The 24,355-nt window shown below is 70.9% G+C and carries 24 protein-coding genes; 8 read left to right on the forward strand and 16 right to left on the reverse strand.

All coding sequences use genetic code 11. The annotated features are described in order from the left end of the window. The first annotated feature begins 28 nt into the window (after positions 1-28). Both BLQ62_RS14075 and BLQ62_RS14080 read left to right on the forward strand, forming a co-directional pair. Entirely contained in the window at positions 29-994 is a 966-nt protein-coding gene (locus tag BLQ62_RS14075; protein ID WP_068568584.1) for a quinone oxidoreductase family protein, read from the forward strand. Between the two features lie 44 nt (positions 995-1,038). Beyond that, positions 1,039-1,614 carry a TetR/AcrR family transcriptional regulator gene (locus BLQ62_RS14080; RefSeq protein ID WP_068533916.1) on the forward strand — a complete coding sequence of 192 codons (576 nt, stop codon included), beginning with the start codon at positions 1,039-1,041 and terminating at the stop codon, positions 1,612-1,614. A gap of 18 nt (positions 1,615-1,632) precedes the next feature. Here the strand turns inward: BLQ62_RS14080 and BLQ62_RS14085 are convergent, their stop codons facing one another. Together BLQ62_RS14085 and BLQ62_RS14090 are read right to left on the reverse strand one after the other, a co-directional pair. Beyond that, entirely contained in the window at positions 1,633-2,262 is a 630-nt protein-coding gene (locus tag BLQ62_RS14085; RefSeq protein WP_068533918.1) for a maleylpyruvate isomerase family mycothiol-dependent enzyme, read from the reverse strand. 1 nt (position 2,263) lies between these two features. Further along, a complete protein-coding gene (locus BLQ62_RS14090; protein WP_068533920.1) occupies positions 2,264-3,244 on the reverse strand; it encodes a heme o synthase in 981 nt (326 codons plus the stop codon). Positions 3,245-3,551: 307 nt separating this feature from the next. On the opposite strand from BLQ62_RS14090, the gene tkt reads away from it, so the two are divergent. The 5 genes from tkt to pgl all read left to right on the forward strand — a co-directional run bounded on the left by tkt (position 3,552) and on the right by pgl (position 10,017). Further along, entirely contained in the window at positions 3,552-5,648 is a 2,097-nt protein-coding gene (gene tkt, locus BLQ62_RS14095) for a transketolase (protein WP_068568586.1), read from the forward strand. Between the two features lie 7 nt (positions 5,649-5,655). Beyond that, the gene (tal, locus tag BLQ62_RS14100) at positions 5,656-6,762 is read left to right on the forward strand and encodes a transaldolase (protein ID WP_068533923.1); all 1,107 of its coding nucleotides are present in this window, start codon (positions 5,656-5,658) and stop codon (positions 6,760-6,762) included. Positions 6,763-6,827: 65 nt separating this feature from the next. Beyond that, positions 6,828-8,348, forward strand: a complete 1,521-nt coding sequence (gene zwf / locus BLQ62_RS14105) for a glucose-6-phosphate dehydrogenase (protein ID WP_068533925.1) — start codon at positions 6,828-6,830, stop codon at positions 8,346-8,348. After that, positions 8,345-9,259 carry a glucose-6-phosphate dehydrogenase assembly protein OpcA gene (gene opcA, locus BLQ62_RS14110; protein ID WP_068534176.1) on the forward strand — a complete coding sequence of 305 codons (915 nt, stop codon included), beginning with the start codon at positions 8,345-8,347 and terminating at the stop codon, positions 9,257-9,259. Before zwf ends, opcA begins: the two co-directional genes overlap by 4 nt. After that, entirely contained in the window at positions 9,259-10,017 is a 759-nt protein-coding gene (gene pgl / locus BLQ62_RS14115) for a 6-phosphogluconolactonase (RefSeq protein ID WP_068568588.1), read from the forward strand. The genes opcA and pgl overlap by 1 nt, the downstream gene beginning before the upstream one ends. Here pgl and BLQ62_RS14120 read toward each other — a convergent pair. Genes BLQ62_RS14120 through BLQ62_RS14135 form a run of 4 tightly spaced genes read right to left on the reverse strand, consistent with a single transcriptional unit; the run spans position 10,014 to position 12,307 of the window. Next, positions 10,014-10,706, reverse strand: coding sequence for a VOC family protein (locus BLQ62_RS14120; RefSeq protein WP_231857740.1), 693 nt, complete (start codon positions 10,704-10,706; stop codon positions 10,014-10,016). The genes pgl and BLQ62_RS14120 overlap by 4 nt on opposite strands. Before the next feature lie 22 nt (positions 10,707-10,728). Beyond that, on the reverse strand, positions 10,729-11,655 hold the full coding sequence (locus tag BLQ62_RS14125; RefSeq protein ID WP_170842914.1) for a hypothetical protein: 927 nt from the start codon (positions 11,653-11,655) through the stop codon (positions 10,729-10,731). An 11-nt stretch (positions 11,656-11,666) separates the two neighbouring features. Then, entirely contained in the window at positions 11,667-11,975 is a 309-nt protein-coding gene (locus BLQ62_RS14130; protein WP_068568590.1) for a hypothetical protein, read from the reverse strand. Continuing rightward, on the reverse strand, positions 11,972-12,307 hold the full coding sequence (locus tag BLQ62_RS14135; RefSeq protein WP_160126310.1) for a YbaB/EbfC family nucleoid-associated protein: 336 nt from the start codon (positions 12,305-12,307) through the stop codon (positions 11,972-11,974). The genes BLQ62_RS14130 and BLQ62_RS14135 overlap by 4 nt, the downstream gene beginning before the upstream one ends. A gap of 256 nt (positions 12,308-12,563) precedes the next feature. Between BLQ62_RS14135 and BLQ62_RS14140 the strand changes: the two genes are divergently transcribed. Continuing rightward, positions 12,564-13,712: an acyl-CoA dehydrogenase family protein gene (locus BLQ62_RS14140; RefSeq protein ID WP_068533935.1), complete on the forward strand. Its 1,149-nt coding sequence runs from the start codon at positions 12,564-12,566 to the stop codon at positions 13,710-13,712. Positions 13,713-13,782: 70 nt separating this feature from the next. Here BLQ62_RS14140 and BLQ62_RS14145 read toward each other — a convergent pair whose 3' ends face one another. The 10 genes from BLQ62_RS14145 to rapZ all read right to left on the reverse strand — a co-directional run bounded on the left by BLQ62_RS14145 (position 13,783) and on the right by rapZ (position 24,183). Then, positions 13,783-14,241: a limonene-1,2-epoxide hydrolase family protein gene (locus tag BLQ62_RS14145; protein WP_068533937.1), complete on the reverse strand. Its 459-nt coding sequence runs from the start codon at positions 14,239-14,241 to the stop codon at positions 13,783-13,785. Positions 14,242-14,295: 54 nt separating this feature from the next. Continuing rightward, complete coding sequence (ppc, locus tag BLQ62_RS14150; protein ID WP_068568591.1) at positions 14,296-17,049, reverse strand: phosphoenolpyruvate carboxylase; 2,754 nt, start codon at positions 17,047-17,049, stop codon at positions 14,296-14,298. 109 nt (positions 17,050-17,158) lie between these two features. Continuing rightward, positions 17,159-17,395 carry a preprotein translocase subunit SecG gene (gene secG / locus BLQ62_RS14155; RefSeq protein WP_068533941.1) on the reverse strand — a complete coding sequence of 79 codons (237 nt, stop codon included), beginning with the start codon at positions 17,393-17,395 and terminating at the stop codon, positions 17,159-17,161. An 87-nt stretch (positions 17,396-17,482) separates the two neighbouring features. Beyond that, a complete protein-coding gene (tpiA, locus tag BLQ62_RS14160) occupies positions 17,483-18,265 on the reverse strand; it encodes a triose-phosphate isomerase (RefSeq protein ID WP_068533943.1) in 783 nt (260 codons plus the stop codon). Positions 18,266-18,268: 3 nt separating this feature from the next. Beyond that, positions 18,269-19,498: a phosphoglycerate kinase gene (locus BLQ62_RS14165; protein ID WP_068568593.1), complete on the reverse strand. Its 1,230-nt coding sequence runs from the start codon at positions 19,496-19,498 to the stop codon at positions 18,269-18,271. Next, entirely contained in the window at positions 19,498-20,514 is a 1,017-nt protein-coding gene (gap, locus tag BLQ62_RS14170; protein WP_068568595.1) for a type I glyceraldehyde-3-phosphate dehydrogenase, read from the reverse strand. Before gap ends, BLQ62_RS14165 begins: the two co-directional genes overlap by 1 nt. A 96-nt stretch (positions 20,515-20,610) precedes the next feature. Further along, positions 20,611-21,279: a hypothetical protein gene (locus BLQ62_RS14175; protein ID WP_139184210.1), complete on the reverse strand. Its 669-nt coding sequence runs from the start codon at positions 21,277-21,279 to the stop codon at positions 20,611-20,613. Positions 21,280-21,325: 46 nt separating this feature from the next. Further along, a complete protein-coding gene (whiA, locus tag BLQ62_RS14180; protein ID WP_176582435.1) occupies positions 21,326-22,303 on the reverse strand; it encodes a DNA-binding protein WhiA in 978 nt (325 codons plus the stop codon). 63 nt (positions 22,304-22,366) lie between these two features. Next, positions 22,367-23,329, reverse strand: a complete 963-nt coding sequence (locus tag BLQ62_RS14185) for a gluconeogenesis factor YvcK family protein (RefSeq protein WP_068568601.1) — start codon at positions 23,327-23,329, stop codon at positions 22,367-22,369. Beyond that, the gene (gene rapZ / locus BLQ62_RS14190; protein ID WP_068534179.1) at positions 23,326-24,183 is read right to left on the reverse strand and encodes an RNase adapter RapZ; all 858 of its coding nucleotides are present in this window, start codon (positions 24,181-24,183) and stop codon (positions 23,326-23,328) included. The genes BLQ62_RS14185 and rapZ overlap by 4 nt, the downstream gene beginning before the upstream one ends. Positions 24,184-24,355: the final 172 nt, after the last annotated feature.

Genomic DNA, 24,355 nt, shown 5'->3' on the forward strand with positions numbered 1-24,355 from the left:
GTCACACCCCGTGCGGTAGAGAGGACACATGCGCGCGATCACTGTGACCGAACACGGCGGCCCCGAAGTCCTGACCTACGGCGAGGCACCCGACCCCGTCCCGGGCCCCGGCCAGGTGCTGGTGCGCACGTCCGCGATCGGCGTGAACTTCATCGACACCTACTTCCGCGAGGGCATGTACCCCACGACGCTGCCGTACGTCCCGGGCAGCGAGGGCTCGGGCACCGTCGTGGCGCTGGGCGAGGGCGTCACGGGCCGCGCCGTGGGCGACGTGGTCGCCTGGTGCGACGGCCCGGGCTCGTACGCGGAGCTGGTGAACGTCCCGGCCGACCGCACCGTCGTCGTGCCCGACGGGGTGGCGCCCGAGGTCGCGGCGTCGGTCCTGCTGCAGGGCATGACCGCCCACTACCTCGCGCACGACTCGCACCCGGTGACGGCGGGCGAGACCGTGCTGGTGCACGCCGGCGCGGGAGGCACGGGCCTGCTGGTGACGCAGATGGCGACCGCGCTGGGTGCCCGCGTGATCACGACGGTCTCGACCGACGAGAAGGAGCGGCTCTCGCGCGAGGCGGGCGCGTGGCAGGTGCTGCGCTACGACGAGGACGTCGCGGCCCGCGTGCGAGAGCTGACCGACGGCGAGGGCGTGGCCGCCGTGTACGACGGCGTGGGTAAGGACACCTTCGAGGCCTCGCTGCTCGCGACGCGGCACAAGGGCATCGTCGTGCTGTTCGGCGCGGCGTCCGGCCCGGTGCCGCCCTTCGACCTGCAGCGGCTCAACCCACTGGGCTCGCTGTTCGTGCAGCGCCCGACGCTCGCGCATCACGTCGCGACGCCGGAGGACTTCGCGCGGCGCAGCGGCGCCGTCCTCGACGGGCTGCGCGACGGCTCGCTGACGTTCACCGTCGGCGCGACCTACCCTCTGGCGGAGGCCGGGCGCGCCCACACGGACCTGCAGGCACGGCGGACGACCGGCTCGGTGGCGCTGCTCCCCTGACACGGCATGTAAGCGGTGTCAACACGGTGTTGTATTCTGAGCCCATGCCCACGACCTACCACCACGGCGACCTGCCCGGCGCCCTGGTGAGCGCCGCCGTCGAGATCCTCGACGAGGAGGGCGGCGCCACCGATCTGTCGTTGCGCGCCGTCGCTCGCCGCGCCGGTGTCTCCACCGCCGCGCCGTACCGGCACTTCCCGGATCGTGGCGCGCTGATCTCGGCGGTCGCCGCCGTCGGCTACCGCGAGCTCGCGGCCGCGCTCGCCGCCGCCAGCCCCGCACCGTCGGGCCCCGAGGACCTGCCCGACATCGCGATCGCCTACGTGGACTTCGCCCTGCACCGCACCGGACTCTTCCGCGCCATGTTCGCCGAGCCGTGCGGCACGGAGCCCGACCGGGTCGAGGCCGTCGAGGCCGTCAAGACCTATCTCACGGGGCTGATCCAGCAGACGCTGCCGGGCTCGGCCGATTCCACGGACACCGCCACGGCCGTGTGGGCGCTGGTCCACGGGCTGGCCTTCCTCCACCTGGACGGCAAGTTCGACGCGTCGCCGGCCGAGGAGGTGCACCGTCGGGTCCGCGCGACGGTGACCGCCGCCCTGGGGATCGCGCAGGCCTGAGCACGCCTCGCAGATCGGTCAGCGCGCGGCGAACTCCGCCACTCCCGGTCCACTCAGCTCGCCGAGATAGTCGTCGCGCCCGGTCAGCGCCATGATCAGCGCGAGGGTGGGCCCGGCGACCTCGGGGCCGTCACCGGCGGCGAAAGCACCGTCGACGGCCCGCAGGCGCAGCCCGCGCGCCCGGGTGGCGGACGGCAGCATGAGATCCGAGCCGGCGTAGAAGGCGGCGACGCGCTCGAGCACCTGCGCCGGATACGCGCGGACGATGCCGAGCGGGCGCCGGATGTCCTCGCCGTGCACCACGATCTCCCCGAGCATCGCGGACACCGGGATCGGCGCCTTGGTCCGGCTGGAGCGCACGCCGCGGAACCGCTGCAGCGTCTCGGCGGGGTCGTCGCCCAGGCGCTTGGCGAGCCGCTGCGCGACGTTGGCGTCGAAGTCGAAGCGGTTGCGCAGCACGCCCGCGAACCAGACGACGGGATTGTCGGACGCCCCGGCGGTGAGGTGGGCCAGGACCTCGCGGACCGTCAGCCCCGCGCACAGCGACGGGGTGCTCCATTGCTCGTCCGTGAGAGCGTCCACGTCCTCGGCGAGCGCTGCGCGCTCGGCGAAGATCAGCGGCCAGACGTCACGGTCGGAGGCTGCCATGTCAGTGGCCGAGCAACTGCCAGACGGTGCTGTAGTTGAGGATCGAGTCCACCGAGAGGGCGCAGAACAGCACCGCGAGGTAGTTGTTCGACTGCAGGAAGACCTTGAGCGGCTTGATCTCCTGACCGGCCTTGGTCTGCGAGTACAGCTTGTGCACGGCGTAGAGGAACCAGCCGCCGCACACCGCGGCGGCGATGGCGTAGACCAGGCCCGCGGCGGGGATCAGCACGAGCGTGGTGATGACGGTGGCCCAGGTGTACCAGACCATCTGTCGCGCGACGGTGGTCTCCGGCGCCACGACGGGCAGCATGGGCACGCCGGCGGCCTTGTAGTCCTCGCGGTAGCGCATGGCCAGCGCCCACGTGTGCGGCGGCGTCCAGAAGAAGATCACCAGGAACAGCACGATGGCCGGCCACTCGATGGTGCCGGTGGCGGCGGCCCAGCCCACGAGGGTGGGCATGCAGCCCGCGGCGCCGCCCCACACCACGTTCTGCGAGGTGCGGCGCTTGAGCAGCATCGTGTAGACGAAGAGGTAGAAGGCGATCGTCACCAGCACCAGCACGGCGGCGAGGAGGTTCGCGCGCCACGTCAGCCAGGCGAACGAGGCCGCGGCGAGCACCAGACCGAAGATCAGGGCGTGCCGGACGGGCACCGCGTGCCGCGCGAGCGGGCGGCGCTCGGTGCGCTTCATCTTCTGGTCGATGTCGGCGTCCGCGACCATGTTCAGCGTGTTCGCCGACGCCGCACCCAGCCAGCCGCCGAACAACGTCGACAGGATGAGCGGCAGGTTCACGTGGCCGCGGTCGGCCAGCAGCATCACCGGGATGGTGGCGACGAGCAGCAGCTCGATCACCTTCGGCTTGGTGAGCGCGATGTAGGCGAGCACCGTCTGCCAGGCCCGGCCCGCGAACGAGGCGGGAACCGGTGCGGCCGCCGAGCGAGCGTCTGGGGTGTTGGTCCCGTGCCCGCCCTTGAAAACCATGTGTGCCGCACTCTCTTCTTCGCACGCCCGACGCCGCCGGACTCGTTTCCTCCCCAGCCGGGGCTGACCGACCGCGGGCGGTGGGACTCATCGGTCCCGCCGCGGGCCCGCGACCGGCGCAGACCCCATCTACTACGAGCCATGGTAGTCCTCCGGCCCCGAGGTGCCGAATCGGGTTGGCCACCGGGGAACCGCGACCCCCGCCGCCCGACGAGCCAACCGGTAGTTTCCGCAGACCGTGCGTCGGCGCCGAGTAGGGTTCACACTTGAGCACGTACGCCTACACGACCAGGAGAGTCCGCCCGCCGTGACCAGCACCGCCGAGATCCACGCACTCACCACGCCGCACCACCCCGCCGACTGGACCGATCTCGACACGCGTGCGGTGGACACCGCCCGAGTGCTGGCGGCCGACGCGGTGCAGAAGGTCGGCAACGGCCACCCGGGCACCGCCATGAGCCTCGCTCCCCTGGCCTACACCCTGTTCCAGAAGGTGATGGTGCACGACCCGTCGGACACGCACTGGATCGGCCGCGACCGGTTCGTGCTCTCCTGCGGCCACTCGAGCCTCACCCTGTACCTGCAGCTGTACCTCGGCGGCTTCGGCCTCGAGCTCAGCGACATCGAGGCCCTGCGCACCGAGGGCTCGCTGACCCCCGGGCACCCGGAGTACGGCCACACCCGCGGCGTGGAGATCACCACGGGTCCGCTGGGTCAGGGCCTCGCCTCGGCGGTGGGCATGGCGATGGCCTCGCGCTACGAGCGCGGCCTGTTCGATCCCGAGACCGCGCCGGGCCAGAGCCCGTTCGACCACTTCGTCTACGTCATCGCCTCCGACGGTGACATCGAGGAGGGCGTGACCTCCGAGGCCTCGTCGCTCGCCGGCACCCAGCAGCTGGGCAACCTGGTCGTCTTCTACGACGACAACAAGATCTCGATCGAGCACGACACCGACATCGCGCTGTCCGAGGACGTCGCGAAGCGCTACGAGGCCTACGGCTGGCACGTGCAGTACGTCGAGGGCGGCGAGAACGTCACCGCGATCGAGGAGGCCGTCGCCGCCGCCAAGGCGGTCACCGACAAGCCCTCGATCATCATCCTGCGCACCGTGATCGGCTTCCCCGCGCCGAACAAGATGAACACCGGCGGCGTGCACGGCTCCGCGCTCGGCACCGACGAGGTGGCCGCCGTCAAGGAGATCCTCGGCTTCGACCCGGCCAAGAACTTCGACGTGGCCCCCGAGGTGATCGCCCACTCGCGTGAGCTGATCAAGCGCGGGCAGGCCGAGCACGAGGCCTGGAACGCGAAGTTCGGCGCCTGGGCCGCGGCCAACCCGGAGCGCAAGGCTCTGCTGGACCGGCTCGAGGCGGGTGCGCTGCCCGAGGGCTGGGACGCCGAGCTGCCCACCTGGTCGGTCGACGACAAGGCCCTCGCGACCCGCGCCGCGTCGGGCGCCTTCCTCGCGGCCGCTGGCCAGACCCTGCCCGAGCTGTGGGGCGGCTCCGCCGACCTGGCCGGCTCGAACAACACCACGATCAAGGGCGCCGATTCGTTCGGCCCGACGTCGATCTCGACCAACGATTGGAACGCGCAGCCCTACGGCCGCACGCTGCACTTCGGCATCCGCGAGCACGCCATGGGCTCGATCCTCAACGGCATCGTGCTGCACGGCAAGACCCGCCCCTACGCGGGCACCTTCCTGCAGTTCGCGGACTACATGCGCCCCGCCGTGCGCCTCGCGGCCCTCATGGACATCGACCCGATCTACGTGTGGACGCACGATTCGATCGGCCTCGGCGAGGACGGCCCCACCCACCAGCCCGTCGAGCACCTGGCCGCGCTGCGCGCCATCCCGGGCCTGAACGTCGTGCGCCCGGCGGACGCGAACGAGACCGTCGCGGCGTGGAAGGCGACCCTGGAGCGCAAGGGCGGCAACGGCCCCACCGGCCTCGTCCTGACCCGCCAGGGCGTGCCGATCCTCGAGGGCACCTCGTCGGAGGGCGTCGCCCGCGGCGGGTACGTGCTCCGCGACACCGACGGCACCCCGGACGTGCTGCTCATCGGCACCGGCTCGGAGGTCCAGCTCGCGGTGCAGGCCGCGGATCTGCTCGCCGCCAAGGGGATCGCGGCGCGCGTCGTCTCCATGCCCTCGGTCGAGTGGTTCCACGCGCAGGAGCAGGCGTACCAGGACAGCGTGCTGCCGCCGGCGGTCAAGGCCCGCGTCGCGGTCGAGGCCGGCATCGCCCAGTCGTGGTGGCGCATCGTCGGCGGCTTCGGCGAGGTCGTCTCGCTCGAGCACTTCGGCGAGTCCGCCTCCGACAAGGTCCTGTTCGCCAAGTACGGATTCACCGGCGAGAACGTGGCCCAGAAGGCCGAGCAGTCCCTCGCCAACCTGAAGGGATAACCACACCATGGCTCAGAACCCGAACCTCGCGGCCCTCTACGAGGCAGGCGTCTCCGTCTGGCTCGACGACCTGTCGCGCAGCCTGATCGAGTCCGGCAAGCTCAAGGAGCTCACCGAGACCGACTCCGTCACCGGCGTCACCACCAACCCGGCGATCTTCCAGTCCGCGCTGTCCAAGGGCACCGAGTACGACGGCCAGGTGGCCGAGCTCAAGGCCCGCGGTGCGGGCGTGGACGAGACGATCCGCACCGTCACCACCGACGACGTGCGTGCGGCGTGCGACGTGCTCGCGCCCGTCTTCGAGAAGACCGGCGGCGTCGACGGTCGCGTCTCCATCGAGGTGGACCCGCGGCTCGCGCACGACACCGAGGGCACCATCGCCCAGGCGATCGAGCTGCACCGCATCGTCGACCGGCCGAACGTGCTGATCAAGATCCCCGCCACCCTGGCCGGCCTGCCCGCCATCACGCGCGTCATCGCCGAGGGCATCTCGGTGAACGTGACGCTGATCTTCTCCGTGGAGCGGCACCGTCAGGTCATGGACGCCTACCTCGACGGCCTCGAGGAGGCCGCGGCGGCCGGGAAGGACGTTTCCGAGATCTACTCGGTCGCTTCGTTCTTCGTCTCCCGCGTGGACACCGAGATCGACAAGCGGCTCGAGGAGATGGGCACCGACGCCGCGCAGGCGCTGCGCGGCAAGGCGGGCCTGGCCAACGCGCGCCTCGCGTACGCCGCCTACGAGGAGATCTTCGGCGCCGCCCGCTTCGCCGCGATCGAGGGCGCCAACGTCCAGCGGCCGCTGTGGGCCTCGACCGGCGTGAAGAACCCGGACTACCCGGACACGCTGTACGTGGCCGGCCTGATCGCGCCGAACACCGTCAACACCATGCCGGGCGCCACGATGGCGGCCTTCGCCGACCACGGCGAGGTCACCGACGGAACGATCCTCGGCCGCGCCGAGGAGTCGGCGCAGGTCTTCGGTGATCTGCAGGGCGCAGGTGTGGACCTCTCCGAGGTCTTCGAACTGCTCGAGACCGAGGGCGTGGAGAAGTTCGAGAAGGCCTGGCAGGAGCTGCTGGACGCGACCGCCGAGCAGCTCAAGGCCGAGGCCTAACCCGCGGTGCGCCGGATCCGGAGCGGCATCGCCGCGAGCAGCCGGCACCGCCCGGACGGGGAGGCATGATGCCCGGAAATCCGTTGCGCGACCCCAAGGACCGGCGGCTGCCGAGGATCGCGGGGCCGTCGTCCCTGGTGATCTTCGGCGTCACCGGCGACCTCTCGCGGCGCAAGCTCATGCCCGCCGTGTACGACCTGGCCAACCGCGGCCTGCTGCCGCCCGGCTTCTCGCTGGTCGGTTTCGGTCGCCGCCCCTGGACCGATGAGGACTTCGCGGCGACGGTGCGCGAGGCGGCGAAAGCCCACTCGCGCACCGAGTTCCGCAACGACGTCTGGGAGCGCCTGGCCGAGGGCATCCGCTTCGTGCAGGGTGAGTTCGACGACGACGACTCCTTCGACCGGCTCTCCGCCGCGTTGGAGGAACTCGACCGGGTGCGCGGCACGGGCGGCAACACCGCCTTCTACCTGTCGATCCCGCCGGACGCCTTCCCCACGGTGTGCGAGCAGCTCAAGCGCTCCGGGCTCGCCGATCAGTCGCACGGCTGGCGCCGCGTGGTGATCGAGAAGCCCTTCGGGCACGACCTGGAGTCGGCGCAGAAGCTCAACGCGGTGGTCAACGACGTCTTCCCCGAGCAGTCCGTCTTCCGGATCGACCACTACCTCGGCAAGGAGACGGTGCAGAACATCCTCGCGCTGCGGTTCGCGAACCAGCTCTTCGAGCCGACGTGGAACAGCCACTACGTCGACAGCGTGCAGATCACCATGGCCGAGGACATCGGCCTCGGCGGTCGCGCCGGCTACTACGACGGCATCGGCGCCGCCCGCGACGTCATCCAGAACCACCTGCTCCAGCTCATGGCGCTCGTCGCGATGGAGGAGCCGACCAGCTTCCACCCGGCCGAGTTGCAGGCGGAGAAGATCAAGGTCCTCTCCGCGACCTCCCCCGTCGAGCCGCTCGCGGAGACCTCCGCGCGCGGCCAGTACGGTCCCGGCTGGCAGGGCAGCGAGAAGGTCGTGGGCCTGCTGCAGGAGGAGGGCTTCAGCGCGACCTCCACCACGGAGACCTACGCCGCGATCACCGTCGAGATCGCGTCCCGGCGCTGGGCCGGCGTGCCCTTCTACCTGCGCACGGGCAAGCGATTGGGGCGGCGGGTCACCGAGATCGCGCTCATGTTCAAGCGCGCGCCGCACCTGCCCTTCGACGACACCATGACCGAGGAGCTGGGCCAGAACGCGCTCGTCATCCGCGTCCAGCCCGACGAGGGCGTGACGCTGCGGTTCGGCTCGAAGGTGCCGGGCAGCTCGATGGAGGTCCGCGACGTCAACATGGACTTCAGCTACGGCGAGGCGTTCACCGTCAGCTCCCCCGAGGCGTACGAGCGCCTGATCCTCGACGTGCTGCTCGGCGAGCCGTCGCTGTTCCCGGTGAACGACGAGGTCGAACTGTCCTGGAAGATCCTCGACCCGGTGCTCGAGATGTGGGCCGAGGGCGGCAGGCCCGAGGAGTACGAGTCCGGGTCGTGGGGCCCGGCGTCGGCCGACGAGATGCTGGCCCGGACCGGAAGGACGTGGCGTCGCCCATGATTCTCGATCTGCCGGACACCTCCACCCAGGACGTCTCGAAGAAGCTCGTCCGCCTGCGCGAGTCGGGCGGCGCGGTGACCCTGGGCCGCGTCCTGACGCTCATCATCTCCGCCGAGGAGGGCGAGCCCACCGAGAGCGCGATCGAGGCGACCAACGCCGCCTCGCGCGAGCACCCGTGCCGCGTCATCGTGGTCGCGCGGGGCCCGCGCGCCGAGCGGACCCGCCTCGACGCCCAGATCCGCGTGGGCGGCGACGCCGGCGCCTCCGAGGTGGTCGTACTCCGCCTCTTCGGCGAACTGGCCGACCACGCCGCCTCGGTGATCGTGCCGTTCCTGCTCCCCGACACCCCCGTCGTGGCGTGGTGGCCGGGCGCGGCCCCGGCGGTGCCCTCCGCCGACAAGGTGGGCGCGCTGGCGACCCGCCGCATCACCGACGCCACCGCCTCCGACGACTCCGTCGCCGTTCTGGCCCGGCGCCGCGACGGCTTCGCGCCGGGCGATTCCGACCTCGCCTGGTCGCGGATCACCCCGTGGCGCGCACTGCTGGCGTCCGCGCTCGACCAGCCGCCGTTCGAGGCGATCACCTCCGCCGTCGTGACCGGGCCGTCGAACAGCCCCGGCATCGATCTGCTCGCCGGGTGGCTGCGGGCGCAGCTCGACGTACCCGTGCAGCGGCGCGCGGGCAGCTTCGAGGTGCAGCTGGACCAGCCGAGCGGCCCGCTGCGCCTGGAGTTCGATCAGAACTCCACCGCCGTCCTCGTGCGCCCCGGTCAGCCCGACGGCCGCGTCGCGATCCGCCGGCGGGATGTGGCGGACTGCCTGGCGGAGGAGCTGCGCCGCCTCGACGACGACGACATCTACTTCACGGCGTTGGGCGGCGTGTCCGACGTGGACCGATCGGAGATGCCCTGATGACCGAGCCCACCGTCCGCACCTTCGACGACGCCGCGGCCCTGGTCGCCGCGGCGGCCGACGACGTGGTCGCCGTGATCGAAGCGGCCCAGGCCGAGCGGGGCTTCGCCTCGATCGTGCTGACCGGCGGCACGAACGGCAACGCCCTCTCGGCGGCGCTGCGCGAGAAGGTGATCGACTGGTCGCGGGTCGACGTGTTCTTCGGCGACGAGCGCTTCGTGGCGGGAGACGATCCCGACCGCAACGTGCTGCAGGCCGAGGACGCGCTGCTGGCGCACGTGCCGATCCCCGACGCCAACGTCTACCGCTTCCCCGCCTCCGACGAGTTCAGCGGCGACGGCGAGCTGGCCGCCCGTGTCTACGCGAAGCGCTTGGCGGACAACGCCGCTGCCCGCGGCAACGCGGTGCGGGTAGGGGCGGCGACCGTGCCCCGGTTCGACCTGCACCTGTTGGGCATGGGCGGCGAGGGCCACATCAATTCGCTGTTCCCGCACACCGATGCGGTGCGCGAGACGGAGGAGCCCGTCGTCTCGGTGCGCGACTCCCCCAAGCCGCCCCCGCGCCGGCTCACGCTGACGCTGCCCGCGGTGGCCGCGGCACGGCGCGTGTGGTTCCTGGTCTCGGGCACCGATAAGGCGGAGGCGGTCGCGGCCGGCGTCGGCGGCGCCTCGCCCGAGGACTGGCCCTGCGCCGGTGCCCACGGCTCCGAGGCGACGGTCTGGTACCTCGACGGTGCCGCCGCGTCCCGGCTCGGCTAGGCCTGCTCCAGCACGATCGTCGGGACGCCCAGCGCGGGGTCCTTGACCGTGGCGACGCGTGTGCCCGGCTTGGCGCCGCGCCGCACCTCGCTCACGGTGATGCCCTGCTCCGTCAGGCGGGCGTGCGTCGCATCCGCGTCGACGGTGCGCCAAGCGAGGCCCCACAGCGCGTCCGGGCCGGCGGGGTCGACGCCCTCGCCCTCCTGCAGCACGACCTCGATGAGGAGGTCACCACGGCGGAAGAAGAGCTGGTGCACGCCCCACGACTGCACGCGGTCGAGGCGCAGGTCGAAGTCCAGGCGGCCGCAGAGCGCCGCGATGATCCGGTCGCGGTTCGGCGAGGTGAGGACGACGTGGTCGACGCCGGTGATGTCCGCGCCCGGTGCGACGGCGGGCTCGGTGGGCCCGCCGAGGCCGAGCACGAGTCCGTCTGCGACGCCGGCGAATCCGCCCTCCGCTTCCTTCAGTGGCAGGCCGCGTCGCTCGACGAGCCTCGCCTGCGCGGCGGGGTCGTCCGACGCGACCAGCAGCCCCGACGAGGCCGCCCACGGCGGTGCGCCGACCACCACATCGATGCCGCCCGTGGTGTACCGCTCCGCGGGCTCGGCCCCGAGCAGCCGCGCGTGCGCGGCACGCGCCTCGTCCGGGACGTCGAGGATCACCAGGTCACGTGCCGATGCGATTGTCACCCCGCCATAGTGCACCAATCACTCAGGCGGGTTGCGATCCGGCCCAGCTGCTCCACCCGTCCCCGGTCGCCTTGATCGCACTCGTTCCAGCAGAGGCCGCCACTTCAGTGGCGGACGAGATCGGACTCTTGCCCATCAAGTGAAAAGCGGTCTGCACCACGATCCCGTCGTCGACGGCGCGCGTCGTCGACGCGGCCACGTTGTCGATACCAGTGCTCGCACGCTTCAACGCTCGGGCAGCAGTTCCGAGGGAGGCGAACTTCTCAGCGAGGGATTCCAGCTTGGTGGTCAACTTCCGCAGGACTCCGGCGAATCGCTGCGCGAGCGCAGCGCCCCGGAGCAGGATCGTGTTCGTCGCCGCGACAACGGAAGCACCGCCCGTCGGGATCGAGGACGCCGTGGCAACGGCGTACGCCGCAACGGCCCAGACGAGCAGTTTCGACAGCTCGTCCCGGATGAAGGTCCGGACTTCCAGGACGAGAGAACCCGCGAAGCTCATACCTGCGGCGGTCGCCCGGGCCGCGGTTCCCAACGCTTCGCTGTGCTCGGCCAACGCCGTGGTCGTGGTGCGATACGCAGTGGCGTCGACTCCGGACCACCCCGAGGCCGTCGCGACGGCGGCGCTGCGCACGTCGTCGGCGACGCCGGCGAGGGGCTTCGCGATCTGTTCCGTCCACAGCTTGTTCAGATCTTCGATGTTCTCCTCATTGCCTGACACCGCGTCCAGCGCGGACTGCAGCGCGGGGATGGCCTCGATGATCCAGCCCACCCCGGAGGCGAAGAAGCTCCCGATCGGATCGTCGATGATGCCCGACACTTCGGAGGTACCGCTCAGGACCGCGGCGATCAGCCCCATGGGGCTCTGGTCTTGGAAGACGGCCTCGGCCGCGTCGACGACTGCCTCCGCGAGCGGAACTCCGGCGACCGCGTCGCCGACGGTGTCGATCACGCCGTCGCCGCTCATCGCCGGCCCGTTTCGGTCAGCGCCGTCGCGCCGCCTTGATCGGCCTGCTGATTCACGGCGACGTTGCGCTGGAACTCGGCACGGTGCGTGCCGAGTTCTCCGCTGTGCGTGGTGACGGATTCGGTGAGGTCGTCCAACGCGTTGTTGACACGCGTCGCGAGCCATCCGAACAGTGCTCCGTAATCACCGTCTCCGACCCGGTTCGATGCCGACGTGCTACCGGCGGCGCTCACCGTGGCCGCCACGTCGTTCAGCACCTTCTCGTGCGCGGCGACGGTGGCCGGGTCGATTCGGCAGTCGGTCATTTCTCCCCCGCTCCCGTGTACTGATCCCAGAAGTCCAGGTCCGGGTAGAACTCGGTGGCTATCGAGTGGACCTCCCTGGCCGCGGCCTTTTCGGCCAGGGAGGCCGCCGTCATGATCTCCGCGCCGAGAGCCTCCCCCGAGAGCTCCATGGCGCGTCCAGCGATCACTACCCCCGTGAGCCGTCCCCCCATTCCGACGGTGACCCGCACGCCCCCACGCGCGGCCGTCCCGGTGCCCGTTACCCGGGCCAATCGCTCACGGACCTCGTTTGCCTGCTCGAACGTCTTCTCCGCCCCCGCGGCGTCCGACCAGAACTGCGGTGTCGCCTCCAACTCGTCCCCCCGATCTCGTTGGTTTTTCCTCCGCATCAATTAGACGCACCGGCTCGGGGAACGGTTCCGAAAAAGTTTCGCGCCGGCCGTCGGGCGGCGCAGGCCCTGCCTGGGACGCGCGCCAGCGACACCGAGTTCCGGCGCTGACCTGCACGTTAGCCGGTAATCAGTCAGTCGTGCTTGTTTTCGACGAGACGGTTCTGATTAAGTGGTGTTCAACAAGCCCGCAGAACCCCTGCAGAAAGGTGGTCACCCCATGGCCGCACGCCGCCGCTCGAGCTGGATGAACGAGGAGCTCGACGCCCTCCGCGACCTCGCGGACAAGTTCCTGGCCAAGGAGCTCACGCCGAACGTCGAGAAGTTCGCCGAGCAGCACCACGTAGACCGCGACCTGTGGAACAAGGCCGGCGAGCTCGGCCTGCTGTGCCTGTCGATCCCGGAGGAGTACGGCGGCGGTGGCGGCGACTTCCGCCACGAGTCGGTGCTCATCGCCGCGCAGGCGCAGGCCTTCGACACCAGCTGGGGCGTCTCGCTGCACAACGGCATCGTCGCGCACTACATCCTCGCGTACGGCACCGAGGAGCAGAAGCAGCAGTGGCTGCCGAAGATGGCCTCCGGCGAGGCCGTCGGCGCCATCGCCATGACCGAGCCCGGCACCGGCTCGGACCTGCAGAACGTCAAGACCCGCGCCATCAAGACCGGCGGCGAGTACGTGATCAACGGCAGCAAGACCTTCATCACGAACGGCCAGCAGGCCGACATCGTCGTGCTGGTCTGCAAGACCGACCCCGATCAGGGCGCCGCCGGCATCTCGCTGATCCTGGTCGAAGCCGACCGCGAGGGCTTCCGCAAGGGCAACATCCTCAACAAGATCGGCCAGAAGGGCCAGGACACCTCGGAGCTCTTCTTCGACGACGTCCACGTGCCCGTCGAGAACCTGCTCGGCACCGAAGAGGGCCAGGGCTTCTACCAGCTCATGCAGCAGCTCCCCCAGGAGCGCCTCATCATCGGCCAGGCGTGCGTCGCCGGCATGGAGGTCATCTTCGAGGAGACCCTGCGCTACACCAAGGAGCGCGAGGCCTTCGGCCGCCCCATCTTCGGCTTCCAGAACACCAAGTTCAAGCTCGCCGAGGCGCTCACCGAGGCCACCATCGCGCGCGTCTTCGTCGACGACTGCATCGAGAAGCACGTCAAGGGCGAGCTGGACATCCCCACCGTCGCCATGGCGAAGTGGTGGACCTCGGACCGCGCCCAGGAGGTCGCCTCCGAGTGCCTGCAGCTCTTCGGCGGCTACGGCTACATGGCCGAGTACCCGGCGGCGCGCTTCTGGGTCGACAACCGCGTCCAGATGATCTACGCCGGCACCAACGAGATCATGAAGGAGATCATCGCGCGCACCCTCTGACGCGCACGATCCCCGACGAGGGGCGTCGCGGCCACCGGCCGCGGCGCCCCTTCCTCGTATCCCGGCTCCGCTACGCCGGGTCGCCCGGGCGCTGCAGCGGCGTCATCGGACGCTGCGCGGCGGGGATCACCAGCGCCAGCACGCCGCGCACGATGCCCTTGAACACGTCGACGTTGTCGAAGTAGTCGCGCCACAGCACGATCCGGCCGTCGCGCACGTCGAACCGGCCGCACACCCAGAACCGCACGCGCAGCGGCCCCACCCGGAGCTCGTCGATGCGCTCGGTGAGGACGAGCGCACCGTCGGACGCGATCGAGGTGACCTCGACGCCGAAGCCGAGAGCGGGCAGGGAGAGCAGCCTGATCACCCGGCCGGCGCGCGAGCGCCCGCGCAGGGTGGGCAGGCCCACGTTCGTGTAGACCACGTCCTCGTCGAAGGCGGCGATCGCCTCCTCCGCCCTGCCGTCCGCCATGTCGGCGAGGAAGTTCAGTACCGTCGCCCGTTCGTCCTGCACCACTACGTCAGTCATGCGGCCGACAGTACCGCCGGTGGCGCGCCACGTCCTCCGTCCTGGGGCGGAGACCTAGCCGGAGTTGCGCAGGGCGGTGGCGAGGCCGTTCATCGTCAGGAGGATGCCGCGCTGCACCAACGGATCCTCGTCGCCGGACCGGTACCGACGGAGCAGCTCGACCTGCAGGTGATTGAGCGGCTCGAGGTACGGGAATCGGTTGAACACCGAGCGTTTGAGGGCGTGGTTGTCGGCGAGCAGATCGTCGGTCTCGGTGATCGCGTAGTACATCTCGATCGTCCGCCGGTGCTCGTCGGCGATCTTCCCGAAGACCCGCTCCCGCAGTGCGGCATCGGGCACGAGATCCGCGTACCGCGCGGCCAGACCGAGGTCGGACTTCGCGAGTACCTGCGCCATGTTGGAGAGGACCGACCGGAAGAAGGGCCAGCGCCGGTACAGCGCGCGCAGCCGCTCGAGCCGCTCCGGGTCGCCGCCGATCCACGCCTCGAACGCGGAGCCCGTGCCGTAGAAGCCCGGCAGCATCACACGTGAGAGCGACCAGGCCATCACCCACGGGATCGCGCGCAGGTCCGAGATCTTGGACGTCTGTTTGCGCGAGCTGGGGCGCGAGCCGATGTTCAGCGAGCCGATCTCCTCCACCGGCGTGGAGGTCTTGAAGTACTCGACGAAGCCGTCGGTGCGGTGCACGAGATCGCCGTAGGCGTCGCGGGCGAGCGCGGCGAGCTCGTCGAGGACCGCGTAGGCCTCCTCGGCGTCGTCGCCGAGCCCCTCGACATCGAGCAGCGAGGACTCGAGTGTCGCCGCCACCAGCGACTCCAGGTTCCGCACGGCCAGCGCGGGTTCGGCGTACTTGGCGGCGATGATCTCGCCCTGCTCGGTCAGGCGCAGCGAGCCGCGGACCGCCCCCGGCGGCTGCGCGAGGATCGCCTCGTAGCTCGGGCCTCCCCCGCGCCCGACGGTGCCGCCGCGACCGTGGAAGAGCCGCAGCGTGATCCCCGCCTCGCGCGCCATCGCGACGAGGTCCAGCTCCGCCCGGTACAACGCCCAGTTGGCCGCGAGGTAGCCGCCGTCCTTGTTGGAATCGCTGTACCCCAGCATGATCTCCTGCAGCCCGCCCTTGCCGTCGACGAGCGCGCGGTACACCGGCACGGCCAGGACGGCGCGCATCGTGGCAGCGCCCTGCTGCAGGTCCTCGATGGTCTCGAACAGCGGGACGATGTTCACCGGGCAGTGCGCTCCGCCGTCGGTGTCGGGCCGCAGCAGTCCCGCCTCCTTGAGCAGGACCGCCGTCTCGAGCAGGTCGGAGACCGAGGTGCACATCGAGATGACGTAGTTCGGGATCGCCCCGGGCCCGAGCGCCCTCACCGCCCGCGCGGCGGCGCGGAGCACGCCGAGCTCCTTGTCCGTCTGCTCGGAGAACTCGGCGCCCGGCCCGACGAGCGGCCGGCGCAGCCGCAGCTCGTCGGTCAGCAGGCGCACGCGCTCCTCCTCGCCGAGGGCCGCGTAGTCGGGATGCACGCCCGCCCAGGCGAACAGCTCCGCAATGGTCTCCTCGTGCACGTCGGAGTTCTGCCGCATATCGAGCCCGGAGAGGTGGAAGCCGAAGGTGTGCACCGCCTCCCGCAGCGCCTGCAGGCGGTCGTCGGCGATCAGGCCGTCCCCGCCGGTCCGCAGCGAGGCGTCCACCACCCCCAGGTCCGCGAGCAGCTCCGACGGTGCGCCGTAGGCCTGCGCCCCGATGTCGGTGCGCGCCTCGAGCGGCTCGTCCAGCAGCTCGTCCGCAGTGGCCGACAGGCGTCCGCGGATACCGTGCAGCGCGCGCCGGTACGGCTCGTCCGCGCGCTTGGGCGAGTCGTCCCAGGCGGCGAGCGCGAGCAGTTCGTCGGAGACCGTGGTGAGCCGGGAGCTGAGCGCCAGTTCCTGCTCCAGCTGCAGCAGTTCCCGCAGGTAGTGCCCGAGGGCGGTGGCGGCGGCGCGCCGCGAGGCCATTGTGACCACCTCGTCGGTGACGTTCGGATTGCCGTCCCGGTCGCCGCCGATCCACGATCCGGGCCGGACGATGGGATCGGACAGGAGGGCGGTCCCGGGGTACAGCGCCCGCAGCCGCGTGCGCGCCTCGCGGTTGATCTCGGGCATGACCTGCAGGAAGGCCGCGTCGAAGTAGCGCAGGCCGTTCTCGATCTCGTCCTGGATGCGCAGGCGCTCGAGCCGCACGAGCGCCGTGTCCCACAGGGTGAGGATCTGGCGCCGGAGCGCCACCTGGGTGCGCTCCTCCTCACGCGCGTCCAGCTCGGTGCGATCGCGGTAGCGCATGAGCTCGGTGATCCGGTGCTGGGTGTCGAAGACGGTCCGCCGCCGGGTCTCGGTGGGGTGCGCCGTGATCACCGGTACGACGAGGGCGTGCCGCAGCGCCGCGGCCACATCGGCACCGTCGAGCCCGGCCGTCTCCAGCAGGCCGTAGGTGTGGGCCAGCGATGAGGCTTGCGGCGGCTCCCCCGCCCGCACGTGGAGGGCGCGGCGGCGCTCGCGGTGCAGGTCCTCGGCGAGGTTGGCGAGGAGCGCGAAGTGGGAGAAGGCGCGGATCACCGGGATCGCCTGCGCGGTGGGCAGGTCGGTGAAGAGGGCGGCGAGCTGCTCGCGGTCGATCTCGGAGCGGCGGACCGCGAAGGACTCCTGGCGCGCCCGCTCGACGAGGTCGAAGATCTCGGGGCCGGCCTGCTCCCGGACGGTGTCGCCGAGGATCCCGCCGAGGAGGCGGATGTCGTCGCGGAGGGGTTCGGTGGCGGACCGGGCTGGCTCACTGGTCATGACAACTCATTATGCCGCGCGTCGACGCTTCCCGCAGAGCTCCCGCGGACGCGAAAGCGCCGCGGAACCCGAGGGGTTCCGCGGCGCTCGACGCGGTGTTGGGCGCGGCTCAGGAACTGAGCTTGATGCTCAGCGTGACGCCGACGATGCACACGGTCCAGATGATGCCGACGAAGATCGTCACGCGGTCGAGGTTCTTCTCCACCACCGACGACCCCGAGAGCGAGGACTGCACGCCGCCGCCGAACAGTGACGACAGGCCGCCGCCCTTACCGCGGTGGAGCAGCACGAGCACCACCAGCAGCACGCTCAGCACGACGATCGCGATCTTCAGCACCAGCTGCAATGTTTCCACGAGGATCCAGTGTACCTTCCGGTCGACGTCGTTCGATCAGGGCGTTCGGCCGCGCCCGGCCCGGCCCGCCGCCGCCTGTTACAGCGGCCCGCCGGCCGCGATCGCGCTGAGCGCGGCGAACTCGTCGGGCTTGAGCGAGGCGCCGCCCACCAGGCCGCCGTCCACGTCGGGCTGCGCGACGAGCTCGCCGACGTTCTTGCTCGACACCGATCCGCCGTAGAGCACGCGGATCCCGGCCGCGACCTCGGCGCCGCCCAGCTCCGCGACGGCGGCGCGCACCGCGGCGCACACCTCCTGCGCGTCCTGCGGGGTCGCCACCTTGCCGGTGCCGATGGCCCAGACGGGCTCGTACGCGATCACGATCTTCGACAGCTCGTCGGCGGTGAGCCCCGCGAGCGACCCCGAGAGCTGATTGACGCAGTGGGCGACGTGGCCGCCCTGCTCACGGACGTCGAGCCCCTCGCCGATGCACACGATCGGGGTCAGGCCGTGCCGGAGCGCCGCCTTCGCCTTGGCGAGCACCACCTCGTCGGTCTCACCGTGCAGGGTGCGGCGCTCGCTGTGGCCGACCACCACCCAGGTGCAGCCGAGCTTGGCGAGGAAGGCGCCGGAGATGTCGCCCGTGTACGCGCCGGAGTCGTGCGGGGACAGGTCCTGCGCGCCGTAGGTGATCTTCAGATCGTCGCCGTCGACGGCGGTCTGCACCGAACGCAGGTCCGTGAACGGCGGGATGACCGCGACGTCGACGTGCGCGAAGTACTTGTCCGGCAGCGCGAACGCCAGCTTCTGCACCACCGCGATCGCCTCGAGGTGGTTGAGGTTCATCTTCCAGTTGCCCGCGATGAGCGGCTTACGGCTCATCGATCAGCCCTCCAGGACCTTCAGCCCCGGGAGCTCCTTGCCCTCGAGGTACTCCAGTGAGGCGCCGCCGCCGGTGGAGATGTGGCTGAAGCCGTCCTCGTCGAGGCCCAGGGTGCGCACCGCCGCAGCGGAATCGCCGCCGCCGACCACGGTGAACGCGCCGTTGCTGGTGGCCCGGATGACCGACTCGGCGACGGCCTTGGTGCCGGCCGCGAACGCCGGGAACTCGAACACACCCATGGGGCCGTTCCAGAAGACCGTCTTGGCCTGGGTGAGCACGGCGCCGAAGCGCTGCGCCGACTCGGGACCGACGTCCAGCCCCATCCAGCCGTCCTCGATCGCGTCGGCCGCGACGGTCTTCGACGCGGCGTCCGCGGCGAAGGCGTCGGCGACCACGACGTCGATCGGCAGATGCAGCACGTCGCCGAACTCCTCGAGCAGCTGCTCGCAGGTCTCGATCTGGTCCTCCTGCAGGAGCGAGTCACCGACCGAGTAGCCCTGCGCGGCGAGGAAGGTGAAGGCCATGCCGCCGCCGATGACGAGCGTGTCGACCTTCGGGGCGAGGGCGCGGATGACGCCCAGCTTGTCGGAGACCTTGGAGCCGCCGAGCACGACCGCGTAGGGCCGCGACGGGTTCTCCGTGAGCTGCGCGAGGACCTTGACCTCGGCGTCCACGAGGCCGCCGGCGTAGGCCGGGAGCAGCTTCGCGACGTCGAAGACCGAAGCCTGCTTGCGGTGCACGACGCCGAAGCCGTCGGAGACGAAGGCGCCCTCACCCGCGTGCGAGGAGACGTCGACGAGCTCGGCGAGGTCGCGCGCGAGCGCCTCGCGCTCGGCGTCGTCCTTGCTGGTCTCGCGCGGGTCGAAGCGCACGTTCTCCAGCAGGAGGACGTCACCGTCGGTGAGGCCCTCGGCGCGCGCGAGCGCGTCCTGGCCCACGACGTCGCCGGCGAGCTGGACGTTGCGCCCGAGGCGCTCCGCCAGTTCCGTCGCGACGGGCGCGAGGGAGAACTTCGGGTCGGGCTCGCCCTTGGGGCGGCCCAGGTGCGCGGTGACGATCACCTTGGCGCCGGCTTCGGCGAGCGCCTTGAGCGTGGGCACCGAGGCGATGATGCGGCCGGCGTCGGTGATCACGCCGTCGTCGTCGAGCGGCACGTTCAGGTCGCTGCGGACCAGGACGGTGCGTCCCTCGACACCCTCGGAGAGCAGGTCGGAAAGAGTGGAAACGGTCATCAGAGCGATTTACCTACCAGATCAGTCACGTCGACGAGGCGGTTGCTGTAGCCCCATTCGTTGTCATACCAGGACACGACCTTAGCCTGATCGTCGATGACCTTGGTGAGCCCGGCGTCGAAGAGCGAGCTGTGCGGGTCGGTGACGATGTCCGACGAGACGATCGGGGCGTCGTAGTACTTGAGGATGCCCTTGAGCCGTCCCTCGGCCGCCGTCTTCATCGCGGCGTTGATCTCCTCGACGGTGGCCTTCTTCGCGAGCTGCACCGTCAGGTCCGTGACCGAGCCGGTGGGGATCGGCACGCGCAGCGCGTAGCCGTCGAGCTTGCCGTCGAGTTCCGGCAGCACGAGGCCGATGGCCTTGGCGGCGCCGGTGGAGGTGGGCACGACGTTGATGGCGGCGGCACGCGCCCGTCGCGGGTCGCGGTGCGGCCCGTCCTGCAGGTTCTGGTCCTGCGTGTAGGCGTGGACGGTCGTCATCAGGCCCTTGACGATGCCGAACTCGTCGTTGACCACCTTCGCCAGCGGGCCCAGGCAGTTGGTGGTGCACGAGGCGTTGGAGATGACGTGCTGGCTGCCGTCGTACTTGTCGTCGTTGACGCCCATCACCACGGTGAGGTCGGCGCCGGACGCCGGCGCCGAGACGATGACCTTCTTGGCGCCCGCGTCGATGTGTCCCTGCGCCTTCGCGCGGTCGGTGAAGATGCCCGTCGATTCGATGACGACGTCCACGCCCAGGTCGCCCCACGGCAACGCTGCCGGGCCCTCCTTCACGGCGAGGGCCTTGATGACGCGATCACCCACGCGGATGGTGTCGCCGTCGGCGACCACCTCTTCGTCGAGGCGCCCGAGGATGGAGTCGAACTTGAGGAGATGCGCCAACATCGCGTTATCGGTCAGGTCGTTGACCGCCACGATCTCGACGTCGGTGGTACCGAGTGCCCGCTGGGCGTCGACCGCCCGGAAGAAGTTGCGGCCGATGCGGCCGAATCCGTTGATACCTACGCGAACCGTCACTGTAGTGCTCCTTCGAGTCAGGAATACCTGCTCGTCAACGGTAGCCCCGGAACACCCCGCCTGCTTGGTTATTACCAGTTCTGCTTTTGATGCCGATCATGCCCGTTCACTCGGCTTTTGCGCCCCGTCGGCGGCGCGCGAGGCGAACACACCCGGCGCCCGTTCATCACTGAGATAGACCAACGCCACGAGGACGAAGATGATCAGCCCCGAGGGCGTCGAGGTCAGGTCGGCACCCGCCGCGACCCACGGCCCGAGCGTGGCGACGACGCCGATCAGGAACAGACCGCGGCCGAGCCAGGGCGGCGTCCGCGCGGCCCACAGCCGCCGGATCGACTTCTTCGTCGAGTCGTTGGTCCCGGCCCTCAGTGCCGCCCAGCGCCGCACGGGCCCGATTCCGGCAGCAGCCGCGATCGACCGCCAGCGCCGCACAGCACGGAGTCGGTGCGTGCACCAGTAGAGCCGGCGTACGGACGCCATCAGCGCATAGCCGTAGATCACCGCGAGGACCACGAGGTGCCCCGCCGCCAGCACACCGGTCACCAGCCAGAGACACACGGCGAGCCACGCCGGCCATTCCCGGCCGAACCACCGGCCACCGGGCTCACGGATCCGGCGCGACGCCTCATGCAGTTCCGGCGCGTAGATGACGACGAAGACCGCGACGAGAAGTGCAAGTAGCAGGGCCGCCAGCGACAGCACTCTGAGGACACATCCGGCCGTACCGATCCCGCGCGTCGAGTCGTCCGTTTCCGATTCGCCCACGAGCCCATGGTATCCACACGGGCGAATTGACTATTTGTTAATACGCTCAGCCCTCGTCGAGCATGTCGGCGGTGACGGCGGATTCGGTGTCCGGCACCCCGTCGGTGGCGGCGCGCTTGTCCGCCATCGACAGCAGGCGGCGGATCCGGCCCGCGACGGCGTCCTTGGTCATGGGCGGATCGGCGAGCTGCCCGAGCTCCTCCAGGGAGGCCTGCCGGTGCTGCACGCGCAGCGAGCCGGCCTGGGCCAGGTGGTCGGGCACGTCGGAGCCCAGGATCTCGAGCGCCCGCTCGACGCGCGCGGCGGCCGCGACGGCGGCGCGGGCCGACCGGCGGAGGTTGGCGTCGTCGAAATTGGCCAGACGGTTCGCGGTGGCCCGGACCTCGCGACGCATGCGCCGCTCCTCCCAGACGAGGCGGGTGTCGTTGGCGCCCATGCGGGTGAGCAGGGCCCCGATGGCCTCGCCGTCGCGGACCACGACGCGGTCGGCGCCGCGCACCTCGCGGGCCTTGGCGGTGACGCCGAGTCGGCGCGCGCAGCCGACGAGGGCGAGCGCGACCTCCGGGCCCGGGCAGGAGACCTCGAGCGCGCTGGAGCGGCCGGGCTCGGTGAGCGAGCCGTGCGCGAGGAACGCGCCGCGCCAGGCGGCCTCCGCGTCGTGCACCGAGCCGCCGACGATCTGCGAGGGCAGGCCGACGACCGGGCGGCCGCGCATGTCGAGCAGGCCCGTCTGCCGCGCGAGCGCCTCGCCGTCCTTGACCACCCGGACGATGTAGCGGGCGGCCTTGCGCAGCCCGCCCGCGCTGAGGACGTGCACGTCGGAGTTGTAGCCGTAGAGATCCAGGATCTCCTTGCGGAGGCGCCGGGCGGTGATCCCCATGTCGACCTCGGCCTCGACGATCACGCGCCCGCCCTGGATGTGCAGCCCGCCGGCGAAGCGCAGCAACGAGGCGACCTCGGCGCGACGAGCGCTCACCTGGGTGATGGAGAGCCTGCTCAGCTCGTCCTTGACCTGGGATGTCAGCGCCACTGCGGGCCCCTCCTAGGGAAATGTCGACTACATCGGATGGGAGACGGGAAAGGTTGCCTATTCGCGGTCCGGGAGTTCACTGTAGGCCACTTTCGCGATCGCGGCTGCCAGTGCCTCGGGGTCGTGCTGATGCGTACCGGGGACGCCCACGTCCACGAAATGGGGCGTCGCCCCCAGGAGCGCGGTCGCGCGGATCAGGTGCTCGCGTTCGGCCCCCGGCGGCACCGTCCGCGCGTCGACGAGGACGTCGTCGAAGCGCAGCCCGTCGGCGTGCGCGGCGAGAACGTGCAGGTGCCGCTCGGGCGAGTACCCGCCCGTCTCCTCGGGCTCGGGGGCCAGGTTGAGGATCAGGACGCGACGGGCGGAGGTGCGCCGCAGCGCATCCACCTGCTCGGGCACCAGCACGTGCGGGATGACGGAGCTGAACCACGAGCCCGGGCCGAGGGTCACCACGTCGGCGCCGAGGATCGCCTCGACGGCGTCGACGCAGGCAATCGGGTTCGCGGGCAGCAGCCGCACTCGGCGCACGTGTCCCGGCGTGACGGCGACGGCGACCTGCCCGCGGATCACGCGCGAAAGCCGGGGGTCGTCCTCGAGCCCGGTCACATCGGCCTCGATCCGCAAGGGGCCCGGCACCATCGGCAGCACGCGCCCCTGGACGCCGAACCGGTCCGCGATCGCGTCGAGTGCGTCGACGGGATCGCCCAGCACCTCGCACAGCCCCGCCAACAGCAGGTTCCCGACGGGGTGCCCGGCCATCGCCCCGCCACCGCCGAAGCGGTGCTGCAGGATCCCCGCCCAGAACTCGCCGCGGTCGTCGTCGGGCATGAGCGCCGCCAGCGCCATGCGCAGGTCGCCCGGCGGGATGATGCCGAGCTCGCTGCGCAGCCTGCCGGACGATCCGCCGTCGTCGGCGACGGTGACGATCGCGGTGATCTCGGCCCCGAGCGCGCGACCGGCGCGCAGGGTCGCGAACAGTCCGTGGCCGCCTCCGAGCGAGGCGAGTCGCATCGCGCTCATTCGAGCCCCAGATCCCGGTGCGCCGCACGCACTTCGATCCCGGGGCGGCCCGAGAGCCGGCGCACCAGCTCCTCGGTCATCGCCACGCTGCGGTGCTTGCCGCCGGTGCAGCCGATCCCCACCGTGAGGTAGGTCTTGCCCTCTCGGCGGTAGCCGTCGAGCACCGGGTCGATCAGTTCCGCGTAGGTGTCGAGGAAGTCGGACGCGCCGGGCTGGCCGAGCACGTAGCCGGAGACCTCTTCGGTGAGCCCGTTGAGCGGGCGCAGTTCCGGCACCCAGAACGGGTTGGGCAGGAACCGCACGTCGAGCACCATGTCGGCGTCGAGCAGGATGCCGTTCTTGAAGCCGAAGGACTCGACGGTGACGGTGATCGTGCCGGAGCGCAGCGTGCGGAACGAGTTCTCGATCGTCTCGCGCAGGCGCGCGACGGAGAGCGTCGAGGTGTCCAGCACCAGGTCGGCCGTGGAGCGGATGGGTTGCAGGATGCGGCGTTCCGCGGCGATGCCCTCGGCGAGGGTGCCGCTGCCCTGCAGCGGGTGCTTGCGCCGCACCTGCTCGAACCGGCGGATCAGCGTCTCGTCGGAGGCGTCGAGGAAGAGGACCCGCGGCTCGATGTCCTTCTCCGCCAGCTCACGCCGGATGTTGGCGAAGTCGCCGGTGAACGTGCGGCTGCGCACGTCGGTGACGATGCACAGGCGATGGATGCGCGACTCGTCGGCGAGGGAGATGTCGACCATGTTGCTGATCAGCGCGGGCGGTAGGTTGTCGGCGACGTACCAGCCGAGGTCCTCGAGCACCTTGGCCGCGGTGCCGCGCCCGGCGCCGGACAGGCCGGTCACGAGGAGCACATCCATCGGGCCGTCGCTGCGGTGTTCGCCGACGGTCCGCTCCTCGGCTCCACTGTCCGGATTCCCGGTCGGGCGCACGGCCCCTCCTCCTCGATCGTCGGTACCGCTTCAGGGTAGCCATCGCCGACGGTTCCCGCGGAGGTCTCGGCGGGCTCCCCGAGGCGACGCGCGAGCGCCT

The organism is Tsukamurella pulmonis (assembly GCF_900103175.1).
Taxonomy (GTDB): Bacteria; Actinomycetota; Actinomycetes; order Mycobacteriales; family Mycobacteriaceae; genus Tsukamurella; species Tsukamurella pulmonis.